This is a genomic window from Lutibacter sp., from assembly GCF_041555395.1.
Lineage (GTDB): Bacteria > Bacteroidota > Bacteroidia > Flavobacteriales > Flavobacteriaceae > Lutibacter.
Map to the genome: position 1 here is coordinate 1 of NZ_JBFFKM010000016.1, position 19039 is coordinate 19039.

General features: G+C 33.2%; 16 protein-coding genes and 1 pseudogene. 8 read left to right on the forward strand and 9 right to left on the reverse strand.

Features of this window, described 5'->3' with window-relative positions:
• The 8 genes and pseudogenes from ABY285_RS05300 to ABY285_RS05335 all read right to left on the reverse strand — a co-directional run.
• A pseudogene (locus ABY285_RS05300) lies at positions 1 to 132 on the reverse strand (threonine synthase); the annotation flags it as partial.
• A 1-nt stretch (position 133) separates the two neighbouring features.
• On the reverse strand, positions 134 to 1063 hold the full coding sequence (locus tag ABY285_RS05305; protein WP_372767778.1) for a homoserine kinase: 930 nt from the start codon (positions 1061 to 1063) through the stop codon (positions 134 to 136).
• Positions 1064 to 1067: 4 nt separating this feature from the next.
• On the reverse strand, positions 1068 to 3512 hold the full coding sequence (thrA, locus tag ABY285_RS05310) for a bifunctional aspartate kinase/homoserine dehydrogenase I (RefSeq protein WP_372767780.1): 2445 nt from the start codon (positions 3510 to 3512) through the stop codon (positions 1068 to 1070).
• 344 nt (positions 3513 to 3856) lie between these two features.
• Positions 3857 to 5068: a diaminopimelate decarboxylase gene (gene lysA / locus ABY285_RS05315; protein WP_372767782.1), complete on the reverse strand. Its 1212-nt coding sequence runs from the start codon at positions 5066 to 5068 to the stop codon at positions 3857 to 3859.
• 149 nt (positions 5069 to 5217) lie between these two features.
• Complete coding sequence (pepT, locus tag ABY285_RS05320; protein WP_372767784.1) at positions 5218 to 6450, reverse strand: peptidase T; 1233 nt, start codon at positions 6448 to 6450, stop codon at positions 5218 to 5220.
• 62 nt (positions 6451 to 6512) lie between these two features.
• Positions 6513 to 7070 carry a hypothetical protein gene (locus tag ABY285_RS05325; protein WP_372767786.1) on the reverse strand — a complete coding sequence of 186 codons (558 nt, stop codon included), beginning with the start codon at positions 7068 to 7070 and terminating at the stop codon, positions 6513 to 6515.
• A gap of 121 nt (positions 7071 to 7191) precedes the next feature.
• On the reverse strand, positions 7192 to 8229 hold the full coding sequence (locus ABY285_RS05330) for an oxidoreductase (protein ID WP_372767788.1): 1038 nt from the start codon (positions 8227 to 8229) through the stop codon (positions 7192 to 7194).
• 108 nt (positions 8230 to 8337) lie between these two features.
• Positions 8338 to 9825: a S41 family peptidase gene (locus ABY285_RS05335; protein WP_372767790.1), complete on the reverse strand. Its 1488-nt coding sequence runs from the start codon at positions 9823 to 9825 to the stop codon at positions 8338 to 8340.
• 134 nt (positions 9826 to 9959) lie between these two features.
• On the opposite strand from ABY285_RS05335, the gene ABY285_RS05340 reads away from it, so the two are divergent.
• The 5 genes from ABY285_RS05340 to ABY285_RS05360 all read left to right on the forward strand — a co-directional run bounded on the left by ABY285_RS05340 (position 9960) and on the right by ABY285_RS05360 (position 14519).
• Complete coding sequence (locus ABY285_RS05340) at positions 9960 to 10469, forward strand: RNA polymerase sigma factor (RefSeq protein ID WP_372767792.1); 510 nt, start codon at positions 9960 to 9962, stop codon at positions 10467 to 10469.
• Positions 10456 to 10878 carry a hypothetical protein gene (locus tag ABY285_RS05345; RefSeq protein WP_372767794.1) on the forward strand — a complete coding sequence of 141 codons (423 nt, stop codon included), beginning with the start codon at positions 10456 to 10458 and terminating at the stop codon, positions 10876 to 10878. Before ABY285_RS05340 ends, ABY285_RS05345 begins: the two co-directional genes overlap by 14 nt.
• 8 nt (positions 10879 to 10886) lie before the next feature.
• Entirely contained in the window at positions 10887 to 11405 is a 519-nt protein-coding gene (locus tag ABY285_RS05350; protein ID WP_372767796.1) for a DUF4252 domain-containing protein, read from the forward strand.
• Between the two features lie 8 nt (positions 11406 to 11413).
• Positions 11414 to 11962: a DUF4252 domain-containing protein gene (locus tag ABY285_RS05355; protein ID WP_372767798.1), complete on the forward strand. Its 549-nt coding sequence runs from the start codon at positions 11414 to 11416 to the stop codon at positions 11960 to 11962.
• A 121-nt stretch (positions 11963 to 12083) separates the two neighbouring features.
• A complete protein-coding gene (locus tag ABY285_RS05360; RefSeq protein ID WP_372767800.1) occupies positions 12084 to 14519 on the forward strand; it encodes a M1 family metallopeptidase in 2436 nt (811 codons plus the stop codon).
• Between the two features lie 50 nt (positions 14520 to 14569).
• On the opposite strand, the gene ABY285_RS05365 is transcribed toward ABY285_RS05360, so the two are convergent.
• Complete coding sequence (locus tag ABY285_RS05365) at positions 14570 to 14971, reverse strand: helix-turn-helix domain-containing protein (RefSeq protein WP_372767802.1); 402 nt, start codon at positions 14969 to 14971, stop codon at positions 14570 to 14572.
• Between the two features lie 288 nt (positions 14972 to 15259).
• Between ABY285_RS05365 and ABY285_RS05370 the strand changes: the two genes are divergently transcribed.
• From ABY285_RS05370 to ABY285_RS05380, 3 genes are all read left to right on the forward strand, one after another.
• Positions 15260 to 16372, forward strand: a complete 1113-nt coding sequence (locus ABY285_RS05370) for a M14 family zinc carboxypeptidase (protein WP_372767804.1) — start codon at positions 15260 to 15262, stop codon at positions 16370 to 16372.
• 74 nt (positions 16373 to 16446) lie between these two features.
• Positions 16447 to 16926 carry an Lrp/AsnC family transcriptional regulator gene (locus tag ABY285_RS05375; protein WP_372767806.1) on the forward strand — a complete coding sequence of 160 codons (480 nt, stop codon included), beginning with the start codon at positions 16447 to 16449 and terminating at the stop codon, positions 16924 to 16926.
• A 98-nt stretch (positions 16927 to 17024) separates the two neighbouring features.
• Positions 17025 to 19028, forward strand: a complete 2004-nt coding sequence (locus ABY285_RS05380; RefSeq protein WP_372767808.1) for a thiamine pyrophosphate-dependent enzyme — start codon at positions 17025 to 17027, stop codon at positions 19026 to 19028.
• Positions 19029 to 19039 lie beyond the last annotated feature (11 nt).

Sequence of the window (19039 nt, forward strand, 5' to 3'; positions counted from 1 at the left end):
ATTAAAAAATTCTTTACTTAAAGGGGGCATTGTCTCTGGAAAATATAAACCTCTATCGGGCGCTAAACCTTTAATTACCGCATCTTTAAACGTAACATTTGGTGCTATTTTATTTAAACTGTAAAAGTTCATATTACTTGCTTTCTAAAATTTTTATTCCTTCTTTATTCACTTTTGAGACATGGATATCATAGGACAATCCTACTTTATCATAAACCATTCTCATTGCTTCAGCCACTTTTAAAGCGGTCTCCTTTCCTTTGCTGAGTGCAAAAACAGAAGGTCCGGAACCGGAGATGCCACATCCAAGCGCACCAGCTTTAATAGATTCTTGCTTTAACAAATCAAAAGCAGGTATTAAAATGGAACGAATGGGTTCAACAATAAAATCTTCCAGCGAACGCCCAATAAGTTCATAATCTTCCGTGTAAAGTCCGCTAATTAAACCGCCAACATTTCCCCATTGTTTTATCGCATTTTTTAAAGTGACTGTTGTTTTTAAAATTTCACGGGCATCAGAGGTTTTTACCTCAATTTGTGGGTGAATTACCGTTACAAATAATTCGCTTGGCGTATGAATGTTAATGATATCAAGTGGTTCATAACTTCTAACCAAGGTGAATCCGCCGAAAAGGGCAGGAGCCACATTATCGGCATGCGGGACGCCACTTGCCAATCGTTCGCCTTCCATGGCAAAACGCACCAAATCTTTGGTACTGAAAGGATCTCCCAACAATTTATTTATAGCCCAAACCGCTCCGGCAGAACTTGCCGCACTGCTGCCAATGCCGCTTCCCGGTTTAATTCGTTTGTCTATTTCAATTTCAAAACCGAAATCGGTATTTACTTCTCCCAAAAGTGCCAATGCAGCAATGCCAGACACGTTTTTATGGGTTTCAAAAGGAATTGATTGCCCTGTTATTTTTGTAATCCTGACTCCTTTTTCAGCAACTTTTCTAATAATCATTTCATCGCCAACTGTGTCTAAGGCCAAGCCCAATACATCAAATCCGCAAGAAACATTTGCGATGGTAGCCGGTGTAAATATTTTTAGTTCATTCATCTTGTTAATTATTGCCAATTCTAATAATGTCGGCAAATAAACCGGAAGCCGTAACATCGGCTCCTGCACCGGCACCCTTAATAATTAAAGGCTGTTCGCAATATCTATTTGTGAAAAATAACACAATATTGTCTTTCCCTGCCAAATCGTAAAATGGATGTGTCGCCGGAATTTCTTTTAATCCAACTTTAGCGATTCCCTGATTGAATTCAGCAACATATTTAAGTCTGCATTTTTTTGCTTCTGCATTTTTTCGCAGCTGGGTAAAATGAGCTGACTCGTTTTTTAATGTTTCCATAAAATCGGTTACAGACTTGGCTTCCAAACTGGATTTTGGTAAAAAGGAATCATTTGTGATATCGTTTAATTCGAGTTCTGTACCGCTTTCTCTGGCCAAAATCAAAATTTTTCGCATCACATCAACACCGCTTAAATCTATTCTTGGGTCTGGCTCTGTATAGCCTTCAACTCCGGCTTGTTGAACAACATCATAAAATGAATTTTGTTCATTAAAATTATTGAAAATAAAGTTTAAACTTCCTGAAAGAACGGCTTGTATTTGGGTGACTTTATCTCCGGACGCAATTAAGTTTTTAAGGGTATCAATGATAGGCAATCCTGCACCAACATTGGTTTCAAATAAAAATGGCGCATTATATTTTCGACTTAAATTTTTTAATTCTACATAATTTGAATAATTAGAAGAGCAAGCAATTTTATTGCAGGTAACCACAGCTACACTTTCTTTTAAATAACGGGCATATAAATTTGAAACGGATTCTTCGGCTGTGTTATCGACAAAAATGCTGTTTCTGTAATTTAAATCAGTTATTTTATCATGAAAATGATCCATATTTAAATGATTAGCTTTATCCAATTGCAATTTCCATGTTTCTAAATCAATTCCATCTTCATTAAATAACATTTTTTTTGAGTTGGCAATTCCAATGACCCTCACCTGCAATTTTAAATGTTCCAATAAATAGGATTGCTGATTTTTGATTTGCGTCAATAATTTCTGCCCCACATTTCCAACACCCACCACAAATAAATTGAGCTGTTTGGTTTGATCTTCAAAAAATTCGGAATGTAAAGTATTCAACGCCTTTTTAATATCCTTATGCGTAATGACTGCTGAAATATTTTTTTCTGAAGCACCCTGAGCAATGGCTCTGATATTTACGTTATTCCTACCTAAAGCACTAAACATTTTACCGCTTATACCTTGGTGACTTTTCATATTGTCTCCCACCAACGCAATAATCGCGTTATTTTTTTCAACAATGAGTGGATTCACTTTATGTTGTGAAATTTCAAAACTGAATTCAGCATCGATTGCGTTTTTAGCTTTTTCGGCATCAGTATTATTGATAGCGATACAGATAGAATGCTCTGAAGAGGCTTGTGTAATTAGGGAAACATTTATTTTTTGTTGAAATAAGGCTTCAAACAAGCGTTTAGAAAATCCAGGAATGCCAACCATTCCACTTCCTTCCAAAGTAATTAAAGTCATATTTTCAATATGGCTGATTCCTTTTATCGGATTGGCATTTGAAGTAACTTTTGTAATTAAAGTACCTTCTGCCTCGGCATCGAAGGTGTTTTTGATTTTTATCGGAATTTCTTTCTCTAAAACTGGTTGAATTGTTGGAGGATACAAAACTTTTGCGCCGAAATGCGACAATTCCATGGCTTCCTGATAAGAAATGTTTTTAATAGGGAAAGCCTGTTGCACAAAATTAGGGTTTGCTGTAAACATGCCGCTTACGTCTGTCCAAATTTCCAATACAGAAGCATTGACTGCAGCAGCGACTATGGCGGCGGTATAATCTGATCCGCCACGACCTAAAGTGGTAGGTTCACCGCTTTCTGTTTTAGATACAAAACCTGGCAATACTATTATTTTATGATTGTTTTTACTGAAAAAGGTCGAAATATTTTCATTGGTTTGAGAGAACTTAACCACTGCATTCGAAAAATTTTCATCGGTTACAATAAGCTCTTGGGAATTTTTTAATCCTGCGTCTAACCCTTTGTTTTTCATTGCCTCAGCTATAATAAAGGAAGATAACAATTCTCCAAAACTTACAATTTTATCAGAAGTTTTGGCCGACAGTTCATTGATTAAAAAAACGCCTTCCAAAGTAGCTTCCAATTTATTGAGCATTTTTTTTACATGACCCAAAATGCCGCTTTGGTTGCCCACGGGAATCAATTCACGAATCACTTTTAAATGACGTTCTTCTATTAATTTAAACTGATTTTTATAATTTTCGTCGCCGCCACAAGCCAAATTCCCTGCTTCCAGCAACACGTCAGTAATTCCGCCAAGGGCTGAAACCACCACAATTATATTTGTATCGTGTGCACTATTTTTAACAATGTTTATTGCTTTATTTATATTTTCTGAAGTGGCGACCGATGATCCGCCAAATTTTAAAACCTTCATAGGAGTCGTTTTTTAAACTGATTTTTATATTTTTTGAAAGGCTATTCCTTGTTTCAATTATTTATGAAAACGAATATAGATACGGGTGATATAAATAGAAAGAACCCCTAAAGGGTTGTCCCGAATGTAGTCGTAGTAGCAACAACAAAATATAGCGAGGTGTTTTCGCTTAACAGAATGTTATGTGAATTTGCTTTTTGCATAGGTCAAAAGTAATTATTTTTTTAAAAAGACAATCATTTTATGTAATTTTTAATAAAAATTTATTTTTCAATCACTATTACTATCTAATTACCGTTAAAAACAATTTTATTTTATGAAAAAACGAATTGTATTTTCAGTATTTATTCTTCTAAATCTACAATCACCTGATTTTTAATTAAATCGTCGAATGTTTCTTCTTTTCTTATTAAATAATCTTTGCCTTTATAATACAAAACTTCTGCCGGTCTATATCTGGAATTGTAATTGGAAGCCATCGAAAAACAATAGGCGCCTGCATTGTTAAAACAAAGCACATCACCTTCAGTAATTTCACTAATTCTACGATTGGTGGCAAAAGTGTCAGTTTCGCAGATGTAACCGACTACAGAATAGTAACGTTCTCGTCCGCTCGGATTGGAAATATTATGGATATGATGAAAAGCATCATAAAACATTGGACGTATCAAATGATTAAAACCGGAATCAATGCTCGCAAAAACAGTGGATGTTGTGTGTTTTACCACATTTACGTGCGCCAAAAAATGACCTGATTCACTCACCAAAAATTTGCCTGGTTCAAACATAAGCGTAAGTTCTTTACCGTAAGATTTACAAAAACTATTGAATCGTTCGGATAATTTTTCACCCAATTCTTCAATATTTGTAGAAATATCACCTTCCTTATAGGGCACTTTAAATCCGCTTCCAAAATCTATAAAATCTAAATCTTCAAATGCTGTGGCTGTATTAAACAAAATTTCGGTAGCGGCCAAAAACACATCAATATCTAAAATATCTGAACCTGTATGCATGTGAACGCCGTTTATGCGCATCCCTGTATTTTCTACAACTCTTTTAATATGAGGTAATTGATGGATTGAAATTCCGAATTTGGAATCTATATGGCCTACAGAAATTTTATGGTGTCCGCCTGCCATAATATGCGGATTGATACGTACACAAACAGGAGTGTTAGGGTAGAGGTGGCCAAATTGTTCTAAAATAGAGAGATTATCGATATTGATTTGAACACCCATTGTTGCCGCTTGTTCAATCTCTTTAAGCGAAACGCCGTTTGGTGTGAAAATAATATTTTCCGGTGCAAAACCTGCTTCCATACCTAATTGCACTTCTTGTATGGATACCGTGTCAATACCTGAATTCAACTTTTTGAAAAATTTTAAAATACTGATATTGGAATTGGCTTTTACCGCGTAATTCAATTTCAAATTTTTAACGGAAGAAAAGGCTGCAGTGATTCTATGATATTGCGATTCCATTTTTTCTGCATTGTAAACATACAGCGGACTTCCATATTTCTCGGTAAGAGAAACTAACAATTGACTTTCCATGAATTTAATTCTTTAAGTGTTCAAAAGTAACCATCTCACCATAGTTTTGAAAGATAGTGTCAATAAAATAACAATATTTAACATTTTGTTAAAAAAAACTCCCAGTCTTATTTCAGAAAGGGAGTATATAAATGAATTTATATAATTTTTTACTTTGCTTTTTCAGCAGTTAATTTTGCAATGTTAACAACAACATCGGTAGCCAATTGAATAGCTTCCGCAGCAACAAATTCGTATCGTCCGTGAAAATTATGTCCGCCTGCAAAAATATTTGGACAAGGCAATCCTTTATATGACAATTGAGATCCGTCAGTTCCGCCTCTAATTGCTTTTATAAGAGGTTTAATTCCCAATTGTAACATTGCTTCTTCAGCAATATCAACAATGTGCATGACAGGCTCAATTTGTTTGCGCATATTGTAATATTGGTCTTTCATTTCAACTTCAACCAATTTACTGCCTAATTTTTTGTTTAAATCATCTGCGACCTTTTGAAAAACGACTTTCCGCTGTTCAAACAATTTCATGTCGTGGTCCCTGATAATGTACTCAAGTTCAGTTTTTTCAACTTCCCCTTTCATACTGGTTAAATGATAAAAACCTTCATAACCTTCAGTTTTCTGTGGGATCTCATTTTTTGGCAACCCTGCAATAAACTCACTGGCAATTAACATAGCGTTAATCATTTTTCCCTTTGCATAACCTGGATGCACAATTTTTCCGTGGATAATTACTTTTGCTCCGGCTGCATTAAAATTTTCATATTCCAATTCACCCACTTGGCTTCCATCCATCGTATAGGCCCAATCGGCACCAAATTTTTTCACATCAAACATGTGTGCACCTTTTCCAACTTCTTCATCAGGTGTAAAACCAATTCTTATTTTACCGTGTTTAATTTCAGGATGGTTAATCAAATATTCCATGGCCGAAACAATTTCAGTAATACCGGCTTTGTCATCGGCGCCCAAAAGGGTAGTGCCATCAGTTGTAATTAAAGTTTGTCCTTTATAAAGCAATAAATCTTCAAAATAATCAGGAGACAAAATGATATTTTCTGCTTTATTCAGCAGAATATCTTTGCCATCATAATTTTTATGAATTTGAGGTTTTACGTTGGTGCCTGAATAATCAGGACTGGTATCAATATGGGCAATAAAACCAATCGTTGGAACTTTAAAATCCACATTTGAAGGAAGCGTGGCCATGATATAGCAATGGTCATCTAAAGTGACATCCTGCATGCCAATTTCTTTCAATTCATCAACCAAAATATGCGCCAAATCCCATTGTTTTTCGGTACTTGGAAAGTCGGGGTTGTTTGCATCGGATTGAGTGTCCACTTGAACGTACTTTACAAATCGATCTATTATTTTTTGCATTTTTTTAAATTTTTATCAAAAGTAAGTATTCATGAAAGGTTTTACAATTCAATTATCATAAATTATTCCAAAAACTGAATACTTTCCAGTAATGAAATTGATTCACAGATGCGTTTCTCTATATTGTCATCTCCATAAATTTCAGAATAGGCAGAAAAATAAGTATTTTCTGAAATTTTAGTTATAACCGTAAAACGATGGTAATCGAAATTATTCTTTGTTCCTTTTGTAACATACCAAAAGGTAGGTTTTGATTGAAACGTCTGATTTCCGGAATCTGTTATTTTTAGGTTGTTTACGCTCAAAACAGAATCTTTTAGGTGGTGAAAATCTTTGTCGAAATTTAAGGCTCCCAAATTAAAGGAAGCTGCTAAAATATAAGTTTCAGAAAGCTGCTTAATCGTGTCAGCGGTAAAGATTTCAGACTGATAATTATCAAAGTATAATTCTGTTTTCCAATTACTTGGAATATTTAATGTAAAGTTTTTGTTAAAATCCGTAATTTGTTTTGTGTTTTTATAAGTTGTCGGACTGCAATTCATCTTTTTACCAATTTCAGATTGATTGGAACATCCTAAAATCAGCAAAAAAATCCAGCATATAAAAGCAATATTTTTCATTTTATAATAATAGTTCATTTTCATTGACTTAATTGGCATAAAAAATTGAAAATTATATGATTGATTTTTTTAAAACTTCGGTCTTCGGTCTTCGGACTTCGAACTTTGCTATTTTCTCATTTTAATTGATCGTCATTTTAGCAATCACTTCATTGCCTGAAACCCAAGCTGTATTTTCATCTACAAAACGAATGGCATGAAAACCTTCGTCACTTACTTTATCCCAAGTTTTTCCTGAGCTTTTTGAGTAAAAAACGCCATTTTCAGAAACAGCAAACACTTCTTTTCCTTGTGTATTAGGTACATATTGCACACAGCTGACGTATTTTGGTTCTGTATTTTCTGACACCACTTCCCAAGTTTTTCCTCCGTTTTGAGTAATTGACTTATTGGCGTAATTTCCTTGCATATCGGTATAATCGCCTCCGCAGATAATTCCTTGTCTTTCATTGTAAAAATCAACCGAATAAATCCCCGTGCTGTTTTTCCCTTGTATCATTGGCGTATCATATACTTTCCATGTTAAACCCATGTCCGGCGTATGAAAAACGCGCGCTTTTAATCCGCCCGTAACCACCCATGCACTTTCGCCAACAATGGCAATATTGGTATTGCTGGCCGCAAAAGCAGCTTCCCCTGCTTCAATTTCCGGCAAATTTTCACAATCCATTTTTCCCCATGATTTTCCGCCGTCACGGGTAATTAAAACGGATAAACATTTATCAGTTGGATCACCGATGGCAATTCCGTTGAGTTCATCAAAAAATTTCATGGAATCGTAAAAAACTTTATCGTGAACTTCTTTATAAACCAATTCAATTTCATTGTTTTTATAACGATAAAGCAGTGCAGGATTCTCAATACTCAAAGCAAAAACAGCTTCTTGTGTGTAGGCAATCGCCCTAAAATGAGGAACGATGGTGTCAGTCATAATTTTTTTGGTTCCCAAAAATTTTCCATTTCCGGTTAAAATACCAATAGTTCCATTTGAGCTTGCATACACAATGGAAGAATCATTCACAATTTCAATGGCACGAATGCTGGCGCTGTCTATTTTAAACTTTTCAATGGAAATTTTCACGAATTCACGTGGTTGGTATTTTTTTTCACAAGCTGAAAAAGTGAAGAGGAGTATTAAAATAATTGATATATTTCTCATTTATTTTTGTTGAAGATTAAAACAAATTTAGGTAAAATTAATCGGATTCTTAAACAACAAAAAAGGCAAGTAAAACCTGCCTTTTTTGTCAATATAAATCCATAGTTATTACTGATTGAAAAATTCATCAGTAATATACATTTCCTTATCAAATCTTTTTTCAAGTTTGGAAACTTCAATTTCTTTAATTTCAGAAAATTTAAGTGACTTTACCTGTTTAGCAGTAATACCTCTAATATCATCAAGCGCCGCTTTTAAAACCACTTCATTTTCATCGCCGAAAGGTAAAATAGTATTCCAAAATTGGTATTCTTTCACTTCAATATCCGGAACAAATCCATTTATATAATCACTTTGACCATCCTTGTTATATATTTGAAATACAATGGGTTGCATGGCGTATAAATGTGCTGAATTTGCTGATGTTTCACTTGTATAATCTGATGAAGGAGAATCATATAAGGTAATTGACCCTACATTTTTACCGTAAGTGGTTGTTCCAATAACTTTAACAGGCATAAAAGCTTTCAATCCGTTGATAATCATTTCACTTGCAGAAGCAGTGCTGCCGGAAGTTAATACATACAATTGACTGATATTTGAAAGTCTGTTAATGGCTTGTTCACCAGTTTTTGTACCATTTGTATCATATACACTTAAAGTATTTTGAAAGGTATAAGAACCATTTTCAATGCTGTGTTTTGCATTAAATGTTAATTTTGCAAAGGTTTCCGAACCAGCGCTTGCATCAATCATACTTGCCAAATAGGCAGAGGTTAATACAGATCCACCGCCGTTTAGTCTTAAATCTAAAACCAATTCGTCAATCCCTTCATTTTTAAAATCAGCGAAAGCTGCATTAAGTTCATCGTTATAAGAAGATCTAAATCCGTTATAAACCAAATAACCTACTTTTTTACCACTGATATCAGGAAATACTGTTTTAAAGTAAACAGGATCTTCAGATAATTGAATAGCTGTAATTGTTTTATCTTCAATAGGAGTTAAAATGCCTCCGTTTTCAGAAACAATTGATAACGTAACCGTTTCATTGGATAATTTACTAACAGTGGCAGAATAATTACCTTCATTTAAAACAATACCATCTAAAGCATTAATAATGTTACCTCTTATAATACCTGCATCACTTGCTGGAGAATTTGGCGCAACATAACGTACATAAAAAATAATATCAACTTTATTTTCTAATAATACTGCTTGCAAACGCATTCCGAATGATTTAGAAATTCCTTGGAAAGAATTATTCAAAGCCACAAAATCATCAACAATCCAAGAAAATCTGTCGGTGGTCCCTTCCTGGAAAAGCAAACTGTAAAACAAATCGTCAGGAGTTGAATACCCATTTAAAAAAGTATTATAAGCATCTAAATTATCATCTTTAGTATTTGCCAAATTAGGGACATTGGATTGCCAATTGTACCAGGAATTCATTCCCTTCCAAATAAAATTGTTTATTGGGTTCTCCAATTTTACTATTTCAACGATATCAGGAGTTATTTCATCGTTTTTATTACAACTACCGAAAGTAAGGCCCAACACTAAATAAACTACAAGGGCATAGCTTAATTTTTTCATTTTTTTTATTTTTGTTTAATTGAACGCAATATATTAATTTTTATTACAAAATTAATGCCAACTGTTACAAAAATGTAACTTGCTCGTCATAATAGTAACAACATCATAAAGAAGTTTTAACAACCAAACTTAAAATGGATCAGTCAGCATTTTTAAAAACAGTTATGCCTTTTAAAGATAAAGTGTTTCGGGTAGCGAAAAGGTTACTGGTTTCAACAGAAGAAGCAGAAGACGCCACTCAAGAGCTGTATTTTAAACTGTGGAAAAACAGGTCGAAATTAAAAGATTACAACAGCATTGAAGCATTTGCGATGACAATGACGAAAAATTATTGTTTTGATCGATTAAAATCGAAGCAGGCAAGTAATTTGTCTTTGGTGCACAGTAACTATAAGGAAGGTGGAACGTCTTTACAAAAAAGAGTAGAACTTAATGACAGTGTAAGTTTGGTTCATAAGTTGATAGAGAACTTACCAGAGCAACAAAAATTAATAATACAGCTTAGAGATATTGAAGAATATGAATTTGATGAAATTGCCGAAATGCTGAACATGCAGCCAACCGCAGTTAGAGTTTCCTTATCAAGAGCAAGAAAAACAATTAAAGAACAATTAATAAAACAACACAATTATGGAATTAGTTAACATAGAAAAGTTGTTGGAAAAATACCTGGCCGCTGAAACGACTATTGCTGAAGAAAATAATTTAAAAGCCTATTTTTCAGGTGATAATGTAGCGCCACATTTAGAAGAATACCGAGCGATGTTCGGCTATTTTTCAGCCAATAAAAATGAAAAATTTACAAAAACCATTCAATTAAAAACTCAAAAGCGGAATTGGAAATGGTTATCTGTAGCGGCCTCAATAGTTTTATTGGTAAGTGTGTATACCGGGTATGAAAAAAACCAACAACAAAAAGCTGAAAAAATTTATAATGAAACGCAAATGGCTTTCAATATGCTTTCGGCAAATTTAAACAAAGGAACTGTAGCAATTTCGAAATTGCAAGAGTTTGAAACCACCACAAACAAAATTTTAAAACAACCTAAATAATCCAAAAAATGAAAAAAATAATTTTTATAATCGCACTTGCAATAATGCCCTTCGCAAACTATGCACAAATTTCAATCTTCGACAAGTTTGAAGATATGGATGATGTTACCTCAGTTATTGTAAACAAAGAAGCCTTTAAAATGTTAAGTAAATTTAAAGGTAGCAGCCCCGAATCAAAATCATATGTTGAAATGGTTCAAAGCTTAGAATCTTTAAAAGTTTTTACCACAGAAAGCACAACTATTGCCAATCAAATGGAAGAAGTAGTTTCAAAATATTTGAAATCTTCAAAACTTGTTGAGTTGATGCGTGTAAAAGATAAAGATGCCAACGTTAAAATTTACATACGTTCAGGCAAAGATGAAAATCACGTGAGTGAATTGTTAATGTTTGTGAATGACCTCACAAATAAAGCCAACAAGCAAGCTGTCGTGTTGTCTTTAACCGGTGAAATTGACCTAAATAAAATTTCTGAAATTACGGATGCCCATATCCCCAACAGTAGCAAACAACTAAAAAATAAATAAGAGCCGCCATGAAAACGTTTTTAAAAATTTCAATTGTCGCTTTTTTTATAGCACTTTTAACAACTGCATGTGATACAAATCCGTCTTTACAGAAATATATTGTGGACAGTAAGGAAAATAATGAGTTTATTTCAATTGATTTGCCTTCAAGCATTTTACAGTTGAAAGATGGAGATGTTTCTGAAGAAGTTAAAAACACACTGAAAACAATAAAAAAAGTTAATTTTTTAGCATTACAATTAAATGAAACAAATTTAGAATTATTTAATACTGAAAAAGAAAAAGTCAAAAAAATTCTAAAAAACCCGAAATACAAACAATTGGTTAGAATGAATTTAGGAGAAGGAAATGTAAGTATCAACTATTTGGGAGAAGAAGATGCAATTGATGAAGTTGTGATTTTTGGAACTGATAATCAAAAGGGATTTACAGTAATTAGAGTTATTGGAGAAAAAATGAACCCTGCTGCTATTTTAACATTAACTCAAGAAATAAAAATGGATGGAGATTCTAATGAGTTAAAACAATTGGAAGGATTGTTTAGCAGTTTAAAATAATATTCATTCTAATGTAAAAATTAAAAGCCATACCCTAAAAAGTATGGCTTTTTAACTATCCGTTAACTACTTAAAAAGAATAAAACAGTATTTTTGTTTTCTTAAATTTTATACGTCTCAAATGAAAAAAATTTTAATTGCTGTTATTTTATTATTTTCAATAGCTCTTAGTGCCCAAGACAGGATGTACCAGGCTGAAAGAGAAAAAATAAATGATTTAGTCCATACCAAGTTAAAAGTAGATTTCAACTTTGAAAAAAGTCAGTTAAACGGGGAAGCCTGGGTAACGTTAACACCCCATTTTTATAAGGTTAACAAAGTTGTTTTAGATGCTAAGTCATTTAATATTTATGAAGTAAAAGTTAACAATGCAAAAGCCGGCTATAATTATTCAGAAAATGAATTAACCATAGAGCTGGACAAAGCTTATAAAAAGGGAGAAGAATACACGGTATACATAAAATATACGGCAAAACCTGAAGAAGTCACCCAACAAGGAAGCGAAAATATTACGGATGCAAAAGGTTTGTATTTTATTGATCCAAAAGAAGAAGATCCTGATAAGCCAACACAAATTTGGACACAAGGCGAAACAGAATCCAGCAGTTGCTGGTTTCCCACTATTGATTCCCCAAACCAAAAAACAACCCAGGAAATTTATATGACAGTTCCGGATAAATTTGTGACACTTTCAAACGGAACATTAAAAAGTCAGACAAAAAACCCAAACGGAACAAGAACCGATTACTGGAAAATGGATCAAAAACATGCACCATATCTCGTTTTTATGGGTGTTGGTGAATTTAGCATAGTAAAAGATTCATGGAATGGAATAGAAGTTAATTATTATGTTGAACCGGAATTTGCGCTTGAAGCCAAAGCCATTTTCGGAAATACTCCTGAAATGATTACTTTTTATTCAACGCTAACCGGAATTCCTTACCCTTGGGATAAATACAGCCAAATTGTGGTTAGGGATTATGTAAGTGGTGCCATGGAAAATACCACAGCAGTTGTTCATGCCGAAAACGCGCATCAAAAAAAAGGACAATTAATTGATAATAACGAATGGGAAAGTACCATTGCACATGAATTGTTTCACCATTGGTTTGGGGATTTGGTCACTTCTGAAAGCTGGTCTAATTTAACCGTAAACGAATCATTTGCAACCTATAGTGTTTATTTGTGGTTTGCCCATAAATACGGTAAAGACAAGGCTGATGCAAATATGTACAGCGATGTTCAAACCTATATGCAAAGTAAGAGTGAAGATAAAGATTTGGTGCGTTTTTATTATTTGGACAGGGAAGATATGTTTGACACGGTAAGTTACCATAAAGGAAATGCCATTTTACACATGTTACGTGACATTTTGGGCGATGATGCCTTTTTCCAAGGAATGAATACCTATTTAACGGAGCATAAATATGGAACTGCAGAAGCCCAAGATCTTCGTTTGGCATTTGAAAAAGTGAGCGGAAAAGATTTAAATTGGTTTTTTAACCAGTGGTATTATGGAAACGGACATATAAAAATGAACGTTACCTACGATTACAATACCATCAACAAAACGGTTACCGTTAACGTCAATCAGAAAGGAAATATATTTAAATTTCCTTTATCTATTGATATTTATGAAGAAAGCGGAAAAACAAGCCATAATGTTTGGGTTGAAAACGCGCAAAATTCATTTACATTCTCATTTAACAAATTGCCTAAATTAATTAATATCGACGCAAAACATGTGTTGTTGGCAGAAATTGCTGAGAAAAAAACTTTGGAGGAATATATTTACCAATTTAACAATGCGCCTCATTATTTAGACAGAAGGTTGTCTTTGGAAGAGATTTCAAAAAACCAATCAAATAAAGAAGCTTTTAATACCTTAATTAAGGCGCTTAACGATCCTTATTATGAAATTAGAGTATTGGCATTGGAAAATATTGATTTATTTCAAAAATACAATAAAAAGGAAGCCATTGACAAAATAGTGAATTTGGCGCAATTCGATCCAAAAACATTGGTGCAGGCAGCCGCCATTGGCATAATTGGCAAATTAATTGACCCTATCTATAAGCCGCTATTTGAAAAAGGAATGACTAGTGAAAGCTATTCAGTTACCGGGAATTCACTGACATCTTTATACTTAATTGATAAACAAGCAGCTATTGCTAAGGTAAATTCATTGAGTGAAGATACCAAAGATTATTTGGCTGACGCCATTACCACTATTTATATTAGGGAAAAGGACAAAACAAAGCTTCCTTTCATCGCCAAACACCTTTTAAAAGGTCTATTTTTAACAGAAGATAAAAGAACCCAGCAAACTTATGGAGAAGCATTTAAATGGATTTCAGAAAGCGATAATATAGAAGCTATAACAAATTTAACAAACGATTTTGTAAAATTGGGACTGCAATACAAAAAATACAATTTCGATAAAATGAGCGTAAATATGCTAAATCAATTGGTATATACACAGCAACAATCAAAAAGCAGCAATAAAAACGAGTTAATTCTTATATTAAAAACAGGGATATCAAAATTGATTGAATAAGAATTTAACGAAAAGTTAATCAAAAGCTTCTGTATTTACAGAGGCTTTTTTTATGGTAAATAATTTTTAAAATTACCATTTCTATAAAAAATAACTATTCGCTCAATTTCCTGATTTAAATGATCGCTGACAATAGATTTTGTTATTGCTTTTGGTTCCTCTTTTTTTGTTTCAGGTTCTTTAGTAGTCGAAAATAGTGTAGGAGCAGACTCCTTAATTTCGACCTGCTTAGGAAAATGTCCAACTCCATTTAATAGCCAATATAATTCAACTTCAGGAAATTCTTTTAAAATCTTCAACACAAATTCAAGACTGGGTTTATTTCTTCCGGAAAGAATATGGGAAATACTGGACCGTTGTACTTCTATTTTTTCCGCCAATAAAGCGGCAGATATTTCATAATAATCCATAAGGATATTCAGTCGTTTCGCAAATTGCTCAATGTTTACCATTGTAAATTATATTTTAGTTACAAATGTAATCATTTTAATATTAATTCACAAATTAGAAGTTACATCTTAATTTATCATGTTAAAATATATTTAAGCATAGGTTTATATTAAACTAGTTATTTAATTCAATTATAGTGTTATATGTGTTTAATATCAACTTTTATTATAGTGATTGTTCAGCAAGAGTGAGTAGCCTTTCTATTTGAGGAAAACTTGATTACAATTGTATAATCACCCTCCATATTTACTGTTTACAAATGTAAACAATCTTATATTTACTTTTGTAACATGAAATTGACAGACGTAAAAACCTTAGAGCTTTGGTATTTGGAAAATTTTGAAAAAAATTTAAAAGGAAGAAGAATTTTATTTGATGATATAGATCCATTACTTCAAAAGTTATCCGCAAAATTTAAAAAGGAAATTTTAGGCTATTCGGAAAACAACCTCCCTATTTATAAAATTTCTATAGGAACCGGTAAAACAAAAATTTTAATCTGGTCACAAATGCATGGGAATGAAAGCACAGGAACAAAGGCCTTATTCGACTTGTTTAATTTTTTCGAAAAAAGCAATACTGAATTGTCAAAAATAACGGAATCCATCTTAAAAAGTTGCACAATTCAGTTTATTCCATTGTTAAACCCCGATGGAGCCATTAAATTTACCAGAGAAAATGCCAATAATATCGATTTAAATCGAGATGCTGTTGAGAGAAAGGCTAAGGAAAGTAGACTGCTCCGGACCGTTTTAGATAATTTCAACCCTAAATTTTGTTTCAACTTACACGACCAACGTTCTATTTTTAATGTTGAGGGCACGCAAAATCCTGCTACGATATCTTTTTTGGCACCTTCCGAAGATGTTGACAGAACAGTTACGAAAGGAAGAAAAGAAACAATGAGCGTTATTGTAGCCATGAATCGTTTATTACAACAAGTTATTCCTAATCAAATTGGACGCTATACCGATGAATTTTACCCGACAGCAACTGGTGATAATTTTCAAAAATTGGGACATAATACCGTATTAATAGAAGCAGGGCATTTTAAAGACGATTATCAACGAGAAATTACAAGGAAATATAATTTTTACGCACTCCTGCAAGCACTCTATTTTATTGGAACAGAAAAAATTTACGATAATTATGAGTCATACCATGACATTCCCAACAATGACACTAAGTTTTTAGATATAATTTATAAAAATATAAAAATTACTGAAAATAATAGTATTCAAATTGTTGATATTGGTATTCAGCTAAAATTCAAAGTGATAGCATCTAAACTTGTAATGTACAAACACATTGAAAAAGTGGGGGATTTATCAGATTATTATTCGTATAACCATATAAATGCAGAAAATTTAGATATTAAGGAATTAGAATTGTCAAATTCGTAAATATATTATCTATTTATCGATTTTTTTTTAATAAATTTGTACTTTATTATTTTATCTTAAACAAAGTAGTTATTATGAAAAAATTTATACTTGATGAAATTGATCATCAAATATTAGATATTCTTATCGAAAATGCAAGAACACCATTTACCGATATAGCCAAAAAATTAGTGGTTTCCGCAGGAACAATCCACGTTAGGGTTAAGAAAATGGAAGATGAAGGGATTATTAAAGGTTCAACCTTAACGCTTGATTATGAAAAAATGGGTTATTCATTTATCTCACACGTAGGTATCTATTTAGACAAAACTTCAAAAACAAAGCAGGTTATCAGCGAATTAAAGAAAATCCCCAATATCACCATTGCTTATATTACTGCCGGGAAATATAATATTTTCTGCAAAATTAGAGCTAAAGATACCACACACGCAAAAGAAATAATTTTTGAAATTGACGATATTGACGGCGTTTCAAGAACTGAAACAATGATTTCCTTGGAAGAAAGCATTAATGACAAAACACGTTTAATGCATTCCATATTTAAGGAAGTTTAATTGAAATCAAATAGCTGAAAATACCTTATTATTTTTTATAATAGGGTATTTTTGTTTCATAGCATTAGTATTATCTTTGATATAATTATTCATTTTTAATGGACACAATTAACAACACTTTTGGTAAAATGATTTTCAACCGCGAAAATTACTCAGATAAACAATTAATCGATTTATATAAATCCCTTCTTAAACCTCGATTGATAGAAGAGAAAATGTTAATTCTATTGCGTCAGGGCAAAATTTCCAAATGGTTTTCGGGTATTGGGCAAGAAGCTATTTCAGTGGGCATAACAAACGCATTAAATTTTGATGAGTATATTTTGCCGATGCACCGAAATTTAGGGGTTTTCACTTCAAGAAATATTCCGTTACACAGACTGTTTTCTCAATGGCAGGGTAAAAAAAGCGGGTTTAGTAAAGGTCGTGAACGCTCATTTCATTTTGGAACCCAGGAATATAAAATTGTGGGCATGATCTCACATTTGGGTCCGCAATTTGGGATCGCAAATGGGATTGCATTAGGCAATTTACTTAAAAATGAACCTAAAGTCACTGCTGTTTTTTCTGGAGAAGGCGGTACCAGTGAAGGTGATTTTCATGAAGCCTTGAATGTGGCTTCTGTCTGGGATTTACCGGTGCTTTTTTGTATTGAAAATAATGGATATGGTCTATCAACTCCTGTAAGCCAACAGTTTAATTGTGAAAATATTGCAGATAAAGGAATTGGATACGGAATGGAAAGCCATATTATAGATGGAAATAACATTTTGGAAATTCATTCAAAAGTGAGTGAAATTGCCAAAAGCCTGCGAATAAATCCGCGTCCGGTACTTCTTGAATTTAAAACTTTTAGAATGCGTGGCCATGAAGAGGCTAGTGGGATGAAATATATTCCGCAGGAATTGATCAATGAATGGGGAGAAAAAGATCCCATTAAAAATTATCATGCGTTTTTGAAAGAACAAAATATGCTTTCCGATGAAATGGATGCTTTAATTAAGGAGGAAATTGTTGACGAAATTAATGAACATTTAAAAACAGCTTTTGCTGAAGAAGAGATTTCTTCAACCATTGAAAATGAATTAGCCGATGTGTACAAACATCAAAATTATAAGGAAACTTTACCTTTAACCAAAACTTCAAATATTAGATTCATTGATGCTGTATCTCAAGGTTTAAGACAAAGTATGGAGCGCTTTGATAAGTTGATCATCATGGGGCAGGATATTGCAGAATATGGCGGTGCTTTTAAAATTACTGAAGGGTTTTTAGAACAATTTGGAGCAGCCAGAATTCGGAATACACCCATTTGTGAATCCACCATTATTGAATCGGCTTACGGACTTTCTATCAACGGATATAAATCGGTGGTGGAATTACAATTTTCTGATTTTGTGACTTCCGGGTTTAATCCGGTCATTAATTTATTTGCAAAATCATATTATCGCTGGAATCAAATTGCTGATGTTGTATTGCGTATGCCTTGCGGCGGCGGACTAGGAGCAGGGCCGTTTCACAGCCAGACCAATGAAGCCTGGTTTACAAAAACCCCCGGACTAAAAGTGGTTTATCCTGCATTTCCTTATGATGCAAAAGGTTTGTTGGCTACTTCAATAGAAGATGAAAATCCAGTATTATTTTTTGAACACAAAGCATTGTACAGATCGGTTTATCAGGATGTTCCTACAGATTATTATACCATTCCTTTAGGTAAAGCTTCTTTATTACAAGAGGGTAACGACTTAAGTATTATTACTTATGGTGCCGGCGTGCATTGGGCGTTAAACGAAGTTAAAGAACACCAAATCTCAGCCGATATCATCGATTTGAGAACTTTGCAACCATTAGATACAGAAGCTATTTACAAATCGGTTAGAAAAACCGGAAAGGCTTTAATTTTGCATGAAGACACGTTGTTTGGTGGCATTGCATCAGATTTAGCGGCATTAATCACAGAAAATTGCTTTAACTATTTAGATGCTCCGGTAAAACGCTTAGGCAGTTTAGAAACTCCAATACCGTTTGCCAAAAACCTGGAAGATCAGTTTTTACCTAAGAACCGTTTACATAGTGAAATAATTGACCTGTTAAATTACTGATTATAGAAAAC

Bases quoted from the DNA above. Each gene is read 5' to 3' on its own strand.
- ABY285_RS05305 (WP_372767778.1), bottom strand. From the start codon at position 1,063: ATGAATGAACTAAAAATATTTACACCGGCTACCATCGCAAATGTTTCT.
- thrA (WP_372767780.1), bottom strand. From the start codon at position 3,512: ATGAAGGTTTTAAAATTTGGCGGATCATCGGTCGCCACTTCAGAAAAT.
- lysA (WP_372767782.1), bottom strand. From the start codon at position 5,068: ATGGAAAGTCAATTGTTAGTTTCTCTTACCGAGAAATATGGAAGTCCG.
- pepT (WP_372767784.1), bottom strand. From the start codon at position 6,450: ATGCAAAAAATAATAGATCGATTTGTAAAGTACGTTCAAGTGGACACT.
- ABY285_RS05325 (WP_372767786.1), bottom strand. From the start codon at position 7,070: ATGAAAAATATTGCTTTTATATGCTGGATTTTTTTGCTGATTTTAGGA.
- ABY285_RS05330 (WP_372767788.1), bottom strand. From the start codon at position 8,229: ATGAGAAATATATCAATTATTTTAATACTCCTCTTCACTTTTTCAGCT.
- ABY285_RS05335 (WP_372767790.1), bottom strand. From the start codon at position 9,825: ATGAAAAAATTAAGCTATGCCCTTGTAGTTTATTTAGTGTTGGGCCTT.
- ABY285_RS05340 (WP_372767792.1), top strand. From the start codon at position 9,960: ATGGATCAGTCAGCATTTTTAAAAACAGTTATGCCTTTTAAAGATAAA.
- ABY285_RS05345 (WP_372767794.1), top strand. From the start codon at position 10,456: ATGGAATTAGTTAACATAGAAAAGTTGTTGGAAAAATACCTGGCCGCT.
- ABY285_RS05350 (WP_372767796.1), top strand. From the start codon at position 10,887: ATGAAAAAAATAATTTTTATAATCGCACTTGCAATAATGCCCTTCGCA.
- ABY285_RS05355 (WP_372767798.1), top strand. From the start codon at position 11,414: ATGAAAACGTTTTTAAAAATTTCAATTGTCGCTTTTTTTATAGCACTT.
- ABY285_RS05360 (WP_372767800.1), top strand. From the start codon at position 12,084: ATGAAAAAAATTTTAATTGCTGTTATTTTATTATTTTCAATAGCTCTT.
- ABY285_RS05365 (WP_372767802.1), bottom strand. From the start codon at position 14,971: ATGGTAAACATTGAGCAATTTGCGAAACGACTGAATATCCTTATGGAT.
- ABY285_RS05370 (WP_372767804.1), top strand. From the start codon at position 15,260: ATGAAATTGACAGACGTAAAAACCTTAGAGCTTTGGTATTTGGAAAAT.
- ABY285_RS05375 (WP_372767806.1), top strand. From the start codon at position 16,447: ATGAAAAAATTTATACTTGATGAAATTGATCATCAAATATTAGATATT.
- ABY285_RS05380 (WP_372767808.1), top strand. From the start codon at position 17,025: ATGGACACAATTAACAACACTTTTGGTAAAATGATTTTCAACCGCGAA.